We start from the raw sequence: 17,440 nt of genomic DNA on the forward strand, positions 1-17,440 counted from the left end.
GCTTTGGCAATGCAATACAATCTCACCAGAATCGATCCGGATGCGCCCAACGAGCAGTATCCAATCGGAGAACGGGAAACCGTCTCCGATTCGCTGCTAGAGGACCAGGTCCACAAGAACATCTTCATGGGCAAGCTTGAGGATGTGCTGAGTGGCGCGGTCAACTGGGGTCGCAAGAACTCCCTGTGGCCGTACAACTTCGGCCTGTCCTGCTGCTACGTGGAGATGACCACGGCGTTCACCGCGCCGCACGACATCGCCCGTTTCGGCGCCGAAGTGATCCGGGCATCACCGCGTCAGGCCGACTTCATGGTCGTCGCCGGTACCTGCTTCATCAAGATGGCGCCGATCATCCAGCGCCTGTACGAGCAGATGCTGGAGCCGAAGTGGGTCATCTCCATGGGTTCGTGCGCCAACTCCGGCGGCATGTACGACATCTACTCGGTCGTCCAGGGGGTCGACAAGTTCCTCCCCGTGGATGTCTACGTACCCGGCTGCCCGCCTCGCCCTGAAGCGTTCCTGCAAGGCCTGATGCTCTTGCAGGAATCGATCGGCCAGGAGCGACGCCCTCTTTCCTGGGTCGTCGGCGATCAAGGCGTGTACCGCGCCGAGATGCCGGCCCAGAAAGATCTGCGTCGTGAACAGCGCATGCAGGTGACCAACCTGCGCAGCCCCGACGAAGTCTGATCCAGCGACCTGCCGCCCGTTCCCAGGAACCGGCGGCCTGGCTTCATTCTCTACGTTGACCGAAAGCGACCGAGACCATGACAGCGGACACCGCTATTTATATTCCGCCTTACAAGGCTGACGACCAGGATGTGGTCGTCGAACTGCACAACCGTTTTGGCGCCGAGGCGTTCACCGCCCAGGACACCCGTACCGGCATGCCGGTGCTGTGGGTTGACCGCGCCCGCCTGATCGAAGTACTGACCTTCCTGCGCAACGTCGCCAAGCCGTACAGCATGCTGTACGACCTGCATGGCGTCGACGAGCGCCTGCGCACCCAGCGTCGCGGCCTGCCGGGCGCCGACTTCACCGTGTTCTACCACCTGCTCTCGGTGGAACGGAACAGCGATGTGATGATCAAGGTCTCCCTGAGCGAAACCGACCTGAGCGTGCCGACCGTCACCGGTATCTGGCCGAACGCCAACTGGTACGAGCGCGAAGTCTGGGACATGTTCGGCATCGACTTCCCGGGCCACCCGCACCTGACCCGCATCATGATGCCGCCGACCTGGGAAGGTCACCCGCTGCGCAAGGACTTCCCGGCCCGTGCCACCGAGTTCGACCCGTTCACCCTGAACCTGGCCAAGCAGCAGCTGGAAGAAGAAGCCGCGCGCTTCAATCCGGAAGCCTGGGGCATGAAGCGCCAGGGCGCGAACGAGGACTACATGTTCCTCAACCTCGGCCCGAACCACCCGTCCGCCCACGGTGCCTTCCGTATCGTCCTGCAGCTGGACGGCGAAGAGATCGTCGACTGCGTCCCGGACATCGGCTACCACCACCGTGGCGCCGAGAAGATGGCCGAGCGTCAGTCCTGGCACAGCTTCATCCCGTACACCGACCGTATCGACTACCTCGGCGGGGTGATGAACAACCTGCCGTACGTGCTGGCTGTCGAGAAACTGGCCGGGATCAAGGTGCCACAGAAGGTCGACACCATCCGCGTGATGCTGGCCGAGTTCTTCCGCATCACCAGCCACCTGCTGTTCCTGGGTACCTACATCCAGGACGTCGGCGCCATGACCCCGGTGTTCTTCACCTTCACCGACCGCCAGCGTGCCTACACCGTGATCGAGGCCATCACCGGCTTCCGCCTGCACCCGGCCTGGTACCGCATCGGTGGCGTCGCCCACGACCTGCCGCGCGGCTGGGACAAGCTGGTCAAGGACTTCGTCGAATGGCTGCCCAAGCGCCTCGACGAGTACACCAAGGCCGCCCTGCAGAACAGCATCCTCAAGGGCCGCACCATCGGCGTTGCCCAGTACAACACCAAGGAAGCCCTGGCCTGGGGCGTCACCGGTGCCGGCCTGCGTTCCACCGGCCTGGACTTCGACCTGCGCAAGGCCCGTCCTTACTCCGGCTACGAGAACTTCGAGTTCGAAGTGCCGCTGGCCCACAACGGCGATGCCTACGATCGCTGCATGGTCCGCGTCGAGGAGATGCGCCAGAGTATCCGCATCATCGACCAGTGCCTGCGCAACATGCCGGAAGGCCCGTACAAGGCGGACCACCCGCTGACCACGCCGCCGCCGAAAGAGCGCACCCTGCAGCACATCGAAACCCTGATCACCCACTTCCTGCAGGTTTCGTGGGGTCCGGTCATGCCGGCCAACGAGTCCTTCCAGATGATCGAGGCGACCAAGGGCATCAACAGTTACTACCTGACGAGCGATGGCGGCACCATGAGCTACCGCACCCGGATCCGCACCCCGAGCTACCCGCACCTGCAGCAGATCCCTTCGGTGATCCGCGGCAGCATGGTCGCGGACCTCATCGCGTACCTGGGCAGTATCGACTTCGTTATGGCTGACGTGGACCGCTAAGCATGAACAGCACGCTTATCCAAACCGACCGTTTCGCCCTGAGCGAAACCGAGCGCTCGGCCATCGAGCACGAGATGCACCACTACGAGGACCCGCGCGCGGCGTCCATCGAAGCCCTGAAGATCGTCCAGAAGCAGCGCGGCTGGGTGCCGGACGGCGCCATCCACGCCATCGGCGAGATCCTCGGCATCCCGGCCAGCGACGTCGAAGGCGTGGCCACCTTCTATAGCCAGATCTTCCGCCAGCCGGTCGGTCGCCACATCATCCGCGTGTGCGACAGCATGGTCTGCTACATCGGCGGCCACGAGTCCGTGGTCGGCCAGATCCAGAGCGAACTGGGCATCGGCCTCGGCCAGACCACCCCGGATGGCCGCTTCACCCTGCTGCCGGTGTGCTGCCTGGGCAACTGCGACAAGGCCCCGGCGCTGATGATCGACGACGACACCTTCGGTGACGTGCAGCCGGCCGGTGTTGCCAAATTGCTGGAGGGTTACGTATGACCATCACTTCCTTCGGCCCGGCCAACCGCATCGCGCGCAGCGCCGAGACCCATCCGCTGACCTGGCGCCTGCGTGACGACGGCGAGCCGGTCTGGTTCGACGAGTACCAGGCGAAGAACGGCTATGCCGCCGCGCGCAAGGCGTTCTCGCAGATGTCCCAGGACGATATCGTCCAGACCGTCAAGGACTCCGGCCTCAAGGGCCGCGGCGGTGCGGGCTTCCCCACCGGCGTGAAGTGGGGCCTGATGCCGAAAGACGAATCCATGAACATCCGCTACCTGCTGTGCAACGCGGACGAAATGGAGCCGAACACCTGGAAGGACCGCATGCTGATGGAGCAACAGCCCCATCTGCTGGTCGAGGGCATGCTGATCAGCGCTCGTGCCCTCAAGGCCTACCGCGGCTACATCTTCCTGCGGGGCGAGTACACCACCGCCGCGCGCAACCTGAACCGCGCCATCGACGAAGCCAAGGCCGCAGGCCTCCTGGGCAAGAACATCCTCGGCAGCGGCTTCGATTTCGAGCTGTTCGTGCACACCGGTGCCGGCCGCTACATCTGCGGTGAAGAAACCGCACTGATCAACTCGCTGGAAGGCCGCCGTGCCAACCCGCGCTCCAAGCCGCCTTTCCCTGCCGCCGTCGGCGTCTGGGGCAAGCCGACCTGCGTCAACAACGTCGAGACCCTGTGCAACGTGCCGGCGATCGTCGATGGCGGCGTCGACTGGTACAAGTCGCTGGCCCGCGAAGGCAGCGAAGACCACGGCACCAAGCTGATGGGCTTCTCCGGCAAGGTGAAGAACCCGGGCCTGTGGGAACTGCCGTTCGGCGTCACCGCCCGCGAGCTGTTCGAGGACTACGCCGGCGGCATGCGCGACGGCTACAAGCTCAAGTGCTGGCAGCCAGGCGGCGCCGGTACCGGCTTCCTCCTGCCCGAGCACCTCGATGCCCAGATGTACGCCGGCGGCATCGCCAAGGTCGGCACCCGGATGGGTACCGGCCTGGCCATGGCGGTGGACGACAGCATCAGCATGGTTTCCCTGCTGCGCAACATGGAAGAGTTCTTCGCCCGCGAATCCTGCGGCTGGTGCACCCCGTGCCGCGACGGCCTGCCATGGAGCGTGAAGATGCTGCGCGCACTGGAGAAAGGCCAGGGCAAGCGCGAGGACATCGACACCCTGTTGCAGCTGGTCAACTTCCTCGGCCCAGGCCGTACCTTCTGTGCTCACGCACCGGGTGCCGTCGAGCCGCTGGGCAGTGCCATCAAATACTTCCGTCCTGAGTTCGAGGCCGGTGTCGCCCCAGCAAGCGCTGGCGACACCCTGCGCCCGAACCTGGCGAAGCCGATTGTGGTCGGCGCATAACAAGATGAAAAAGCGGAGGGTCCGTGCTCTCCGCCAGCCACGCAGGCTCGCCCGAATGTTTCGCGCGAGCCGCGGGCACACCGATTTCCATTAGCCACACCCGCTCACGCGGGCCAACGAAGAACTTTGAACCATGGCCACTATCCACGTAGACGGCAAAGCGCTCGAAGTCAACGGTGCGGACAACCTGTTACAGGCGTGTCTGTCGCTCGGCCTCGACATCCCCTATTTCTGCTGGCACCCGGCGCTCGGTAGCGTCGGCGCCTGCCGGCAGTGCGCGGTCAAGCAGTACACCGACGAGAACGACACCCGTGGTCGCATCGTCATGTCCTGCATGACCCCAGCCTCCGACGGCACCTGGATTTCCATCGACGACGACGAGTCCAAGGCGTTCCGCGCCAGCGTCGTCGAATGGCTGATGACCAACCACCCGCACGACTGCCCGGTCTGCGAGGAAGGCGGTCACTGCCATCTGCAGGACATGACGGTAATGACCGGCCACAACGAGCGCCGCTACCGTTTCACCAAGCGTACCCACCAGAACCAGGAACTCGGCCCGTTCATCGCCCACGAGATGAACCGCTGCATCGCCTGCTATCGCTGCGTGCGCTACTACAAGGACTACGCCGGCGGTACCGACCTGGGCGTCTACGGTGCCCACGACAACGTCTATTTCGGCCGCGTCGAGGACGGTGCCCTGGAGAGCGAGTTCTCCGGCAACCTGACCGAGGTCTGCCCGACCGGTGTGTTCACCGACAAGACCCACTCCGAGCGCTACAACCGCAAGTGGGACATGCAGTTCGCCCCGAGCATCTGCCACGGCTGCTCCAGCGGCTGCAACATCAGCCCGGGTGAACGCTACGGCGAACTGCGCCGGATCGAGAACCGCTTCAACGGCTCGGTCAACCAGTACTTCCTCTGCGACCGCGGCCGCTTCGGCTACGGCTACGTCAACCGTGCCGACCGCCCACGCCAGCCACTGCTCGCCGACGGCAGCAAGCTGGGCCTGGACGCCGCCCTGGACAAGGCCGCCGACCTGCTGCGCGGCCGCACCATCGTCGGCATCGGCTCGCCACGCGCCAGCCTGGAAAGCAACTACGGCCTGCGCGAGCTGGTCGGTGCCGAGTACTTCTACTCGGGTATGGAAGCCGCTGAACTGGAGCGCGTGCGCCTGGTCCTGCAGGTCCTCAACGACAGCCCGCTGCCGGTCCCTACCCTGCGCGACATCGAGGACCACGACGCCGTGTTCGTCCTCGGTGAAGACCTGACCCAGACCGCTGCCCGCGTCGCCCTGGCTGTACGCCAGGCCACCAAGGGCAAGGCCGAGGCCATGGCCGAAGCGATGAAGGTGCAGCCATGGCTCGACGCCGCGGTGAAGAACATCGGCCAGCACGCCCTGTACCCGCTGTTCATCGCCAGCCTGGCCGAGACCAAGCTGGATGACGTCGCCGAAGAATGCGTGCACGCCGCCCCGGCCGACCTGGCCCGCATCGGCTTCGCCGTGGCCCACGCCATCGACCCGAGCGCCCCGGCCGTCGACGGCCTGGACGCCGAAGCACTGGAACTGGCCAAGCGCATCGCCGATGCCCTGGTCGCTGCCAAGCGTCCGCTGATCGTGTCCGGTGGCTCGCTGGGCGAGAAAGCCCTGATCGAAGCCGCCGCCAACATCGCCAAGGCCCTGAAGCTGCGTGAAAAAGCCGGCTCCCTGAGCCTGGTGGTGCCGGAAGCCAACAGCATCGGCATGGCCATGCTCGGTGGCGATTCCGTCGACGCCGCCCTGGACGCCGTGATCTCCGGCAAGGCCGACGCCATCGTCGTCCTGGAAAACGACCTGTACAGCCGCGTGCCGGCCGCCAAGGTCGATGCCGCCTTCGCTGCCGCCAAGGTCATCATCGTTGCCGACCACTCGAAGACCGCCACCACCGACCGCGCCCACCTGGTGCTGCCGGCGGCGTCCTTCGCCGAAGGCGACGGCACCCTGGTCAGCCAGGAAGGCCGCGCCCAGCGCTTCTTCCAGGTGTTCGATCCGACCTACCTGGACAGCAGCATCCTGGTCCACGAAGGCTGGCGCTGGATGCACGCCCTGCGTGCGACCCTGCTGAACAAGCCGGTGGACTGGACCCAGCTGGACCATGTCACCAGCGCCACCGCCGCTGCCGCACCGCAACTGGCCGGCATCGTCAACGCCGCACCGTCCGCCGCGTTCCGCATCAAGGGCATGAAACTGGCCCGCGAGCCGCTGCGCTACTCCGGTCGTACTGCCATGCGTGCCAACATCAGCGTGCACGAGCCGCGTACCCCGCAGGACAAGGACACCGCCTTCGCCTTCTCCATGGAAGGCTACTCGGGCTCCGCCGAACCGCGTTCCCAGGTGCCGTTCGCCTGGTCGCCGGGCTGGAACTCGCCGCAAGCCTGGAACAAGTTCCAGGACGAGGTCGGTGGTCACCTGCGTGCTGGCGACCCGGGCACCCGCCTGATCGAAAGCCAGGGCGACAACCTGACCTGGTTCGCCAGCGTTCCGGGCGCCTTCGCCCCGGCCCGCGGCACCTGGAAGGCCGTGCCGTTCTACCACCTGTTCGGCAGCGAGGAAAACTCTTCCCGCGCCGCCCCGGTGCAGGAGCGCATCCCGCAGCCATACGTCGCGCTGGCCAAGTCGGAAGCCGACCGCCTGGGTGTCAACGAAGGCGCGCTGCTCAGCCTGAACGTCGCCGGCCAGACCCTGCGTCTGCCACTGCGCATCAATGAAGAACTGGGCGCTGGCCTGGTTGCCCTGCCGAAAGGCCTGGCCGGCATCCCGCCTGCCATCTTCGGTGCATCCGTCGAAGGCCTGCAGGAGGCAGCACAATGAGCTGGTTCACCCCCGAAGTGATCGATGTGATCCTCACCGTCCTCAAGGCCGTCGTGGTCCTGCTGGCGGTGGTGGTCTGCGGCGCCCTGCTCAGCTTCGTCGAGCGCCGCCTGCTGGGCTGGTGGCAGGACCGCTACGGTCCGAACCGCGTCGGCCCGTTCGGCATGTTCCAGATCGCTGCCGACATGCTGAAGATGTTCTTCAAGGAAGACTGGAACCCGCCCTTCGTCGACCGGATGATCTTCACCCTGGCCCCGGTAGTCGCCATGAGCGCGCTGCTGATCGCCTTCGCGATCATCCCGATCACCCCGACCTGGGGTGTCGCGGACCTGAACATCGGCCTGCTGTTCTTCTTCGCCATGGCCGGCCTGTCGGTGTACGCCGTACTGTTCGCCGGCTGGTCGTCGAACAACAAGTACGCCCTGCTCGGCAGCCTGCGGGCCTCGGCCCAGACCGTGTCCTATGAAGTGTTCATGGGCCTGGCGCTGATGGGCGTGGTGGTCCAGGCCGGTTCGTTCAACATGCGCGACATCGTCGAGTACCAGGCGCAGAACCTGTGGTTCATCATTCCGCAGTTCTTCGGCTTCTGTACCTTCTTCATCGCTGGCGTGGCCGTGACCCACCGTCACCCGTTCGACCAGCCGGAAGCGGAGCAGGAACTGGCCGACGGTTACCACATCGAATATGCCGGCATGAAATGGGGCATGTTCTTCGTCGGCGAGTACATCGGCATCATCCTGGTCTCGGCGCTGCTGGTAACCCTGTTCTTCGGTGGCTGGCACGGTCCGTTCGATATCCTGCCGCAGATCCCGTTCGTCTGGTTCGCCCTGAAGACCGGCTTCTTCATCATGCTGTTCATCCTGCTGCGCGCCTCGATCCCGCGCCCACGCTATGACCAGGTGATGGACTTCAGCTGGAAGTTCTGCCTGCCGCTGACCCTGATCAATTTGCTGGTGACCGCTGCGATCGTGTTGCTCAACACGCCAGCTGTTGCGGCCCAGTGAGGATTTGACCCATGTTCAAGTATATTGGCGACATCGTTAAAGGCACCGGCACCCAGCTGCGCAGCCTGGTGATGGTGTTCTCCCACGGGTTCCGCAAGCGCGACACCCTGCAATACCCGGAAGAGCCGGTCTACCTGCCGCCACGCTACCGTGGCCGCATCGTCCTGACCCGCGACCCCGATGGCGAAGAGCGCTGCGTGGCGTGCAACCTGTGTGCCGTGGCCTGCCCGGTGGGTTGCATCTCGCTGCAGAAAGCCGAGACCGATGACGGACGCTGGTACCCCGAGTTCTTCCGCATCAACTTCTCGCGCTGCATCTTCTGCGGCCTCTGCGAGGAAGCCTGCCCGACCACCGCGATCCAGCTGACCCCGGATTTCGAAATGGCCGAGTTCAAGCGTCAGGACCTGGTGTACGAGAAAGAAGATCTGCTGATCTCCGGCCCCGGCAAGAATCCCGACTACAACTTCTACCGTGTTGCAGGTATGGCTGTTGCCGGCAAGCCGAAAGGCGCCGCGCAGAACGAAGCCGAGCCGATCAACGTGAAGAGCTTGCTCCCTTAAGGAAGAAAGATGGAATTCGCTTTCTATTTCGCATCCGGCGTTGCCGTGGTGTCCACCCTGCGGGTGATCACCAACACCAACCCCGTGCACGCCCTGCTCTACCTGATCATCTCCCTGATCTCCGTGGCGATGACCTTCTTCGCCCTCGGCGCCCCGTTCGCCGGGGCCCTGGAAGTGATCGCCTACGCCGGCGCCATCATGGTGCTGTTCGTCTTCGTGGTGATGATGCTCAACCTGGGGCCGGCCTCGGTCGCCCAGGAACGTGGCTGGCTGACCCCGGGCATCTGGGCGGGACCGGTGTTCCTCGCCGCCCTGCTGCTGCTCGAACTGCTCTACGTGCTGTTCGTCACCCCGAGCGGTGCAGCCATCGGCCACACCACGGTGGATGCCAAGGCAGTCGGCATCAGCCTGTTCGGTCCGTACCTGCTGGTAGTTGAACTGGCCTCCATGCTGCTGCTCGCCGCAGTGGTCACGGCCTTCCATGTCGGCCGCAACGAGGCGAAGGAGTAATCACATGCCTGCAATTCCTCTCGAACACGGCCTGGCTGTCGCCGGCATCCTGTTCTGCCTCGGTCTGGTCGGCCTGATGGTCCGCCGCAACATTCTCTTCGTGCTGATGAGTCTGGAAATCATGATGAACGCCTCGGCACTGGCGTTCATCGTCGCTGGCGCCCGCTGGGCGCAGCCGGATGGGCAGATCATGTTCATCCTGGTGATCAGCCTGGCAGCCGCCGAGGCCAGTATCGGCCTGGCGATCCTGCTGCAGCTGTATCGCCGCTTCCACACTCTCGATATCGATGCAGCCAGTGAGATGCGCGGATGAACCTTCTCTTCCTGACTTTCGTATTCCCCTTGATCGGCTTCCTGCTGCTGTCGTTCTCCCGCGGTCGTTTCTCGGAGAACCTGTCGGCGCTGATCGGTGTCGGTTCGATCGGCCTGTCGGCCATCGTCGCCGCCTGGGTGATCTTCCAGTTCAACGTCGCGCCACCGGAAAACGGCGTGTACTCGCAACTGCTGTGGACGTGGATGTCGGTCGACGGCTTCGCCCCGACCTTCACCCTGCACCTGGATGGCCTGTCGGTCACCATGCTCGGCGTGGTGGTCGGCGTCGGCTTCCTGATCCACCTGTTCGCCTCCTGGTACATGCGCGGTGAAGCGGGCTACTCGCGCTTCTTCTCCTACACCAACCTGTTCATTGCCAGCATGTTGTTCCTGATCCTGGGCGACAACCTGCTGTTCATCTACTTCGGTTGGGAAGGCGTGGGCCTGTGCTCGTACCTGTTGATCGGTTTCTACTACAGCAACCGCAACAACGGTAACGCCGCACTGAAAGCCTTCATCGTCACCCGTATCGGCGACGTGTTCATGGCCATCGGCCTGTTCATCCTGTTCCAGCAGCTCGGCACCCTGAACATCCAGGAACTGCTGGTGCTGGCCCCGCAGAAGTTCCAGGCGGGCGACACCTGGATGGTCCTGGCGACCCTGATGCTGCTCGGTGGTGCCGTCGGTAAATCCGCCCAGCTGCCGCTGCAGACCTGGCTGGCGGACGCGATGGCCGGTCCGACCCCGGTTTCGGCACTGATCCACGCCGCGACCATGGTTACCGCCGGTGTCTACCTGATCGCCCGTACCCACGGCCTGTTCCTGCTCGCGCCGGACGTGCTGCACCTGGTCGGCGTGGTCGGCGGTGTCACCCTGGTCCTGGCCGGCTTCGCCGCCCTGGTACAGACCGACATCAAGCGTATCCTCGCCTACTCGACCATGAGCCAGATCGGCTACATGTTCCTCGCCCTGGGCGTCGGTGCCTGGGACGCGGCGATCTTCCACCTGATGACCCACGCCTTCTTCAAGGCCCTGCTGTTCCTTGCTTCCGGTGCGGTGATCGTCGCCTGCCACCACGAGCAGAACATCTTCAAGATGGGCGGCCTGTGGAAGAAACTGCCGCTGGCCTACGCCAGCTTCGTCGTCGGCGGCGCGGCCCTGGCGGCCCTGCCACTGGTGACCGTGGGCTTCTATTCCAAGGACGAGATCCTCTGGGAAGCCTTCGCCAGCGGCAACACCGGCTTGCTGTACGCCGGCCTGGTCGGTGCCTTCATGACCTCGCTGTACACCTTCCGCCTGATCTTCATCGCCTTCCACGGCGAAGCCAAGACCGAAGCCCATGCCGGCCACGGCATCTCCCACTGGCTGCCACTGGGCGTGCTGATCGTCCTGTCGACCTTCGTCGGCGCCTGGATCCACCCACCGCTGGCCGGCGTGCTGCCGGAAAGCGCGGGCCATGCCGGCGGCGAAGCCAAGCACAGCCTGGAAATCGCCTCGGGTGCCATTGCCATCGCCGGTATCCTGCTGTCGGCCCTGCTGTTCCTCGGCAAGCGCCGCTTCGTCACTGCGGTGGCCAACAGCAGCATCGGCCGTGTCCTGTCGGCCTGGTGGTTCGCCGCCTGGGGCTTCGACTGGATCTACGACAAGCTGTTCGTCAAGCCTTACCTGCTGATCAGCCATATCCTGCGTCGCGACCCGGTCGACCGCACCATCGGCCTGATCCCGCGCATGGCCCGTGGCGGACACGCCGCCATGAGCAAGACCGAAACCGGTCAGCTGCGCTGGTACACCGCTTCGATCGCCGTGGGTGCCGTGCTTGTACTCGGCGCCGTCCTGATGGCTGCGGCCTGACATGAACCTTGCGACTTTGCGAAAGGAATTGAGCCCGTCATGATTTTGCCTTGGCTGATCCTGATCCCCTTCATCGGCGGCCTGCTGTGCTGGCTGGGTGAGCGCTTCGGCGCCACCCTGCCGCGCTACATCGCGCTGCTGACCATGTCCCTGCTGCTCGGTATCGGCCTCTGGCTGTGGGCACACGGTGACTACACCCTCGCCCCCGCTCCCGGCGCCGCGCCGCAGTGGGCGGTGGAATTCAAGGTCCTCTGGATCGAGCGTTTCGGCATCAGCCTGCACCTGGCCCTCGACGGCCTGTCGCTGCTGATGATCCTGCTCACCGGCCTGCTCGGTGTGCTGTCCGTACTCTGCTCGTGGAAAGAGATCCAGCGCCACGTCGGCTTCTTCCACCTCAACCTGATGTGGATCCTCGGCGGCGTGGTCGGCGTGTTCCTCGCCCTCGACCTGTTCCTGTTCTTCTTCTTCTGGGAAATGATGCTGGTGCCGATGTATTTCCTCATCGCGCTCTGGGGTCACAGCTCCTCCGACGGCAAGAAGACCCGGATCTACGCAGCGACCAAGTTCTTCATCTTCACCCAGGCCAGCGGCCTGATCATGCTGGTGGCGATCCTTGGCCTGGTGCTGGTCAACTTCAACAACACCGGCGTGATCACCTTCGACTACACCCAGTTGCTGAAGGCCGACCTGCCGGCCGGTACCGAATACCTGCTGATGCTCGGCTTCTTCATCGCCTTCGCGGTCAAGCTGCCGGTGGTACCGTTCCACTCCTGGCTGCCTGACGCTCACGCCCAGGCACCAACCGCCGGTTCCGTCGACCTCGCCGGTATCCTGCTGAAGACCGCGGCCTACGGCCTGCTGCGCTTCGCCCTGCCGCTGTTCCCGAATGCTTCGGCAGAGTTCGCACCGATCGCCATGACCCTGGGCCTGATCGGGATCTTCTACGGTGCCTTCCTGGCCTTCGCGCAGACCGACATCAAGCGCCTGATCGCCTTCTCCAGCGTCTCGCACATGGGCTTCGTGCTGATCGGCATCTATTCCGGCAGCCAGCAGGCCCTGCAAGGTGCGGTGATCCAGATGCTGGCCCACGGTCTTTCGGCAGCGGCACTGTTCATCCTCAGCGGCCAGCTGTACGAGCGCCTGCACACCCGTGACATGCGCCAGATGGGCGGCCTGTGGCACCGCATCGCCTACCTGCCGGCCATCAGCCTGTTCTTCGCCGCGGCGTCCCTGGGCCTGCCGGGCACCGGCAACTTCGTCGGCGAGTTCCTGATCCTGATCGGCAGCTTCGTCAGCGCCCCATGGGTCACCGTCATCGCCACCTCCGGCCTGGTGTTCGGCTCGGTCTACTCGCTGATCATGATCCACCGCGCCTACTTCGGTCCGGCCAAGTCGGAAGAAGTCCTGGCCGGCATGGATACCCGCGAAATGATCATGGTACTGGGCCTGGCAGTCCTGCTGATCGTGCTGGGCGTCTACCCGCAGCCGTTCCTCGACACCTCCGCCGCCACCATGAGCGGTGTGCAGCAGTGGCTCGGCTCCGCCTTCACTCAACTCGCTTCGGCCCGGTAAGAGCGCTATGGACCTGACGATTCAACACTTTATCGCGCTTGCGCCCATGCTGATCACCACCATCACCGTTGTCGTGGTGATGCTGGCGATCGCCTGGCGCCGCAACCACTCGCAAACCTTCCTGCTGTCGACCGTGGGCCTCAACCTGGCCCTGCTGTCGATCCTGCCGGTCCTGAAAGTCGTACCCCTGGCGGTCACCCCGCTGCTGACCATCGACAAGTTCGCCTGCCTGTACATGGCGCTGATCCTGGTCGCCACCCTGGCCTGCGTAACCCTCGCCCATGCCTACCTCGGCGACGGCGGCTCGGGTTACCCAGGCAACCGCGAAGAGCTGTACCTGCTGATCCTGATGGCCGCCCTGGGTGGCCTGGTCCTGGTCAGCGCGCAGCACCTGGCGGGTCTGTTCATCGGCCTGGAACTGCTGTCGGTACCGGTCTATGGCCTGGTGGCGTACGCGTTCTTCAACAAGCGCTCGCTGGAAGCCGGGATCAAGTACATGGTCCTGTCCGCCGCCGGCTCGGCCTTCCTGCTGTTCGGCATGGCCCTGCTCTACGCCGACGCCGGCAGCCTGGCCTTCGACGCCATCGGCAAGGCCCTGGCCGCCACCAGCATGCCTAGCCTGATGGCCCAACTGGGCCTGGGCATGATGCTGGTCGGCCTGGCCTTCAAGCTGTCGCTGGTACCGTTCCACCTGTGGACCCCGGACGTCTACGAAGGTGCTCCGGCACCAGTCGCCGCCTTCCTCGCCACCGCGAGCAAGGTGGCGGTGTTCGCCGTCGTCGTGCGCCTGTTCATGCTCTCCCCTGCCGCCAGCAGCGGCGTGCTGACCACGGTGCTGTCGGTGATCGCCGTGGCTTCGATCCTGGTCGGCAACCTGCTGGCCCTGACCCAAAGCAACCTCAAGCGCCTGCTGGGTTACTCGTCGATCGCCCACTTCGGCTACCTGCTGATCGCCCTGGTGGCGAGCAAGGGCCTGGCCCTGGAAGCCATCGGCGTGTACCTGGTCACCTACGTGATCACCAGCCTCGGTGCCTTCGGTGTGATCACCCTGATGTCCTCGCCGTACAACGGCCGTGACGCCGACGCCCTGTACGAGTACCGCGGCCTGTTCTGGCGCCGTCCGTACCTGACCGCCGTACTGACCGTGATGATGCTGTCCCTGGCCGGCATCCCGCTGACCGCCGGCTTCATCGGCAAGTTCTACATCATCGCCACCGGCGTCGAGTCGCAACTGTGGTGGCTGACCGGCGCCCTGGTCGTGGGTAGCGCCATCGGCGTGTTCTACTACCTGCGCGTCATGGTCACCCTGTACCTGATCGAGCCGAACCTGCGTCGTCACGATGCACCGTTCAACTGGGAACAGCGCACCGGCGGCGTCATGCTGCTGGCCATCGCCATCCTGGCCTTCGTCCTCGGCGTCTACCCGCAGCCGCTGCTGGACATGGTGCAACACGCCGGCCTGCAACTGATCGGCTGAGTCACCGCGAAAAACAGACACCCCGCTTCGGCGGGGTGTTTTTTTTCCAGCGCATATCCGCGCGTGCCTCCGATCGGGGGTGCGGAAACAGCGGTAATTCATTCCTATTCCAATCTCCTGTAAGCTCAAAATCTCAGCAGAGGAAATTTCCCATGCTGCGGACGGAAATTTCTGACATTTAATTTCCCCACACGAGTAGTGCTCGATGTTGCAAAGAGAAAAAATGCAATTTGCATGTTTTTTGCCGAACACTATTTCAGCACCCCAGAGGATTACTCGTGATGAGTATTAATGGATTTGCTGCGGTGCTTGCCCGGATGAAGCTAGTCACCCAGTCAACCACCGATTCCGGGCTTTCTTCAGCGCTCGGTGTGAGCCCGCAGACTGTCAGCAGCTGGAAAGGCCGCGACAGCATTCCATACGCAATATGCGTAGACCTCGCCCACAAGCACGGCGTCTCGCTCGACTGGTTGCTGGTGGGAGAAGGACCGCGCCTTCGCGCCCACAGCCACCAGGCCATGAACCCGCTGGCCGACCCGGACTGGGAAACCCAGCTGATCGCCGAGCTGCGCATGCTCAGCCCGCAGGACCAACGCGCCATCGCCCTGGCCATCCAGGAAAAGCAGCGCCTGCGCGAACTGGAGCAGCAGGTCGAGGAAATCAGCCAGCTGCTGCCGCAGCTCAACAAGCACGACGCATGAGCTCAAGCTTCCACCAGCGGCGTGCTCACTCAACGGAAATGGAAGAAAGGGGTGATTTCACCGCCCTTTCGTTCGTCTGATCTCACATTGCCTGCCAGACCAAATCCGTTGGAGCTGTACGATGCCGTCACCGCTGTCCCTGCGTTCCTCGTTGTACCTGCTTGGCCTGACCCTCTGCGGCGGCACTGTCGCCCAGGCTGCCGAGACCGTCGAACTGGGCCAGGTGCTCATCCAGGGCCAGGAGCAGGACGAACTGCAGTCCGCACGGGAACGCCTGCGCGACGTGCCCGGCGGCACCAGCCTGGTGGACATGGCCCGGGTCGAACAGGGCCGGGTCGCCAGCAACCAGGACGTGCTCGCCTACCAGCCGGGGGTGTTCGCCCAGTCCGCCGGCAACGACGGCATTCGCCTGTCGATCCGCGGTTCCGGTATCAACCGGGCGCCGGGGGCACATGGTTCCGGTACCTACGTGATGTTCGACGGCCTGCCGCTGACCGGCCCCGGCGGCACCCCCTACGAGCTGTTCGAGCCGCTGTGGCTGAGCCGCGCCGAAGTACTGCGCGGGGCCAACGGTTTCGAGCGCGGCGCCCTGGCCCTGGGCGGCGCGATCAACTACGTGACCCACACCGGCTACGATGCCGCGCCCCTGCAACTGCGCTACGAAGCCGGCAGCCGTGGCTACCAGAAGCGCCACATCAGTTCCGGCCAGGTACTGGGCAACCTGGACTACTACGTCACCCTCACCGACAGCGAATACGACGGCTACCAGGAACACAGCAGCGGCGACAGCAAGGGCATCGCGGCGAACGTCGGCTATCGCTTCAACCCGAACCTGGAAACCCGCTTCTACCTGCGCTACCGGGAAACCGACAACGAACTGGCCGGCCGCCTGACCAAGGACCAGATCAAGCATCACCCGCGGGATGCCAACCCCGGCTACCTGAGCCGCAACGACAGCCGCCCGCAGCCCGGCAGCACCTGGCTGGCGAACAAGACCACCTTCTTCCTCGACGACGATTCGCAGCTGGTGGCGGGACTGGTCTACCACGACTTCCCGATGGACCTGCGCGAAGGCGCCATGCGCCTGAAGGTGGCCTACACCGATGTCAGCGGCACCCTGGACTACCAGCGCCGGCACACCCTGTTCGGCCACGAGAGCAAGACCACCATCGGCTGGCGCACCACCAAGCATCTGCCCAATAGCGGCGCTTCGGAGTACTTGCGGGCGAACGATATCGTCGGCGACAAGTCCCGGGACTTTTCCTACCAGGGCTCGGACACCGTCCTGCATATCGGTAATGAACTGGAGCTGATCCCCGACCTGTGGCTGACCACCGGCCTGGCGGCGATCTATACGCGACGGGAAAGCGACGTGACCTACAGCCAGGTGGTCGCGGGCCCGGGCGGCAAGGTCAGCATGAACGACTGGGACTACGCATCACGCCTTGGCCTGCGCTACGACCTGAATCCGAGCCTGCAGCTCTACGGCAATATCAGCCGCTCGGTGGAACCGCCGCATCCATGGTCGCTGATCTGGAGCGCCCCGACGAAGTACCAACCGATCGAGTTGGAAAACCAGACCGCCACCACCCTCGAACTCGGCGCCCGCGGCGACTCCGAGCTGGGTCGCTGGGACCTGAGCTGGTACTACTCGGCCCTGCGCCACGAACTGCTGCAGGTGGAAATCCAGGCACTACAAAGGGGCGAGATCAACGCCAGCCCTACCGTCCACCAGGGCATCGAAGCCAGTCTCGACAGCACCCTCTGGCAGCGTGCCGCCGTCGGCCGCCTGTCGCTGCGTCAGGCCTATACCTTCAACGACTTCCACTACCGCGACGACAAGGTCTTCGGCGACAACCGCCTGCCGGGCGTCCCGATGCACTATTACCAGGGCGAGTTGCGCTACGACCTGCCGAGCGGCTTCTATGCCGGGCTGAACACCACCCTGGCGTCGAAGATGCAGGTCGACTATGCCAACAGCTACAACGCCGACGCGTACGCCATCCTCGGTGCCACCTTCGGCTACAACGCACCGAAACAGGACTGGCAGACCTGGCTGGACCTGCGCAACCTGACCAACAAGCGCTACGCGGCGATCGTGGTGCCTTCGTACAACGATAACGGCGCCGACATGGCGCGCTCGGTACCGGGTGAAGGGTTTGGCGTGTACGCGGGGGTTTCCTACACCTTCCGCTGAT

The 17,440-nt window shown here is 64.4% G+C and carries 14 protein-coding genes; all 14 read left to right on the top strand.

Features of this window, described 5'->3' with window-relative positions:
- Positions 1 to 9: 9 nt before the first annotated feature.
- The 14 genes from V0R59_RS22680 (at position 10) to V0R59_RS22745 (ending at position 17,439) form a co-directional block, all read left to right on the top strand.
- Positions 10 to 687: an NADH-quinone oxidoreductase subunit B gene (locus tag V0R59_RS22680; RefSeq protein ID WP_330077033.1), complete on the top strand. Its 678-nt coding sequence runs from the start codon at positions 10 to 12 to the stop codon at positions 685 to 687.
- Positions 688 to 764: 77 nt separating this feature from the next.
- The gene (gene nuoC, locus V0R59_RS22685) at positions 765 to 2,546 is read left to right on the top strand and encodes an NADH-quinone oxidoreductase subunit C/D (protein WP_330077032.1); all 1,782 of its coding nucleotides are present in this window, start codon (positions 765 to 767) and stop codon (positions 2,544 to 2,546) included.
- 2 nt (positions 2,547 to 2,548) lie between these two features.
- Entirely contained in the window at positions 2,549 to 3,046 is a 498-nt protein-coding gene (gene nuoE / locus V0R59_RS22690) for an NADH-quinone oxidoreductase subunit NuoE (protein ID WP_042125476.1), read from the top strand.
- Positions 3,043 to 4,407 (top strand): NADH-quinone oxidoreductase subunit NuoF, encoded by a 1,365-nt coding sequence (nuoF, locus tag V0R59_RS22695; protein ID WP_330077031.1) that lies wholly within the window; start codon positions 3,043 to 3,045, stop codon positions 4,405 to 4,407. Before nuoE ends, nuoF begins: the two co-directional genes overlap by 4 nt.
- 133 nt (positions 4,408 to 4,540) lie before the next feature.
- Entirely contained in the window at positions 4,541 to 7,255 is a 2,715-nt protein-coding gene (gene nuoG, locus V0R59_RS22700; RefSeq protein WP_330077030.1) for an NADH-quinone oxidoreductase subunit NuoG, read from the top strand.
- The gene (nuoH, locus tag V0R59_RS22705) at positions 7,252 to 8,259 is read left to right on the top strand and encodes an NADH-quinone oxidoreductase subunit NuoH (RefSeq protein WP_330077029.1); all 1,008 of its coding nucleotides are present in this window, start codon (positions 7,252 to 7,254) and stop codon (positions 8,257 to 8,259) included. Before nuoG ends, nuoH begins: the two co-directional genes overlap by 4 nt.
- An 11-nt stretch (positions 8,260 to 8,270) precedes the next feature.
- Positions 8,271 to 8,819, top strand: a complete 549-nt coding sequence (gene nuoI, locus V0R59_RS22710) for an NADH-quinone oxidoreductase subunit NuoI (RefSeq protein WP_042125483.1) — start codon at positions 8,271 to 8,273, stop codon at positions 8,817 to 8,819.
- 9 nt (positions 8,820 to 8,828) lie between these two features.
- A complete protein-coding gene (nuoJ, locus tag V0R59_RS22715) occupies positions 8,829 to 9,329 on the top strand; it encodes an NADH-quinone oxidoreductase subunit J (protein ID WP_330077028.1) in 501 nt (166 codons plus the stop codon).
- Positions 9,330 to 9,333: 4 nt separating this feature from the next.
- On the top strand, positions 9,334 to 9,642 hold the full coding sequence (nuoK, locus tag V0R59_RS22720; RefSeq protein WP_042125487.1) for an NADH-quinone oxidoreductase subunit NuoK: 309 nt from the start codon (positions 9,334 to 9,336) through the stop codon (positions 9,640 to 9,642).
- The gene (gene nuoL / locus V0R59_RS22725; RefSeq protein WP_330077027.1) at positions 9,639 to 11,492 is read left to right on the top strand and encodes an NADH-quinone oxidoreductase subunit L; all 1,854 of its coding nucleotides are present in this window, start codon (positions 9,639 to 9,641) and stop codon (positions 11,490 to 11,492) included. The genes nuoK and nuoL overlap by 4 nt, the downstream gene beginning before the upstream one ends.
- A gap of 39 nt (positions 11,493 to 11,531) precedes the next feature.
- Positions 11,532 to 13,064: an NADH-quinone oxidoreductase subunit M gene (nuoM, locus tag V0R59_RS22730; protein ID WP_330077026.1), complete on the top strand. Its 1,533-nt coding sequence runs from the start codon at positions 11,532 to 11,534 to the stop codon at positions 13,062 to 13,064.
- 7 nt (positions 13,065 to 13,071) lie between these two features.
- Complete coding sequence (gene nuoN, locus V0R59_RS22735; protein WP_330077025.1) at positions 13,072 to 14,541, top strand: NADH-quinone oxidoreductase subunit NuoN; 1,470 nt, start codon at positions 13,072 to 13,074, stop codon at positions 14,539 to 14,541.
- Between the two features lie 317 nt (positions 14,542 to 14,858).
- Complete coding sequence (locus tag V0R59_RS22740) at positions 14,859 to 15,242, top strand: helix-turn-helix domain-containing protein (protein WP_408005242.1); 384 nt, start codon at positions 14,859 to 14,861, stop codon at positions 15,240 to 15,242.
- 121 nt (positions 15,243 to 15,363) lie between these two features.
- Positions 15,364 to 17,439, top strand: a complete 2,076-nt coding sequence (locus tag V0R59_RS22745; RefSeq protein WP_330077023.1) for a TonB-dependent receptor family protein — start codon at positions 15,364 to 15,366, stop codon at positions 17,437 to 17,439.
- Position 17,440: the final 1 nt, after the last annotated feature.

Origin of the sequence: Pseudomonas ulcerans (assembly GCF_036324125.1) — a bacterium.
Taxonomy (GTDB): domain Bacteria; phylum Pseudomonadota; class Gammaproteobacteria; order Pseudomonadales; family Pseudomonadaceae; genus Aquipseudomonas; species Aquipseudomonas ulcerans.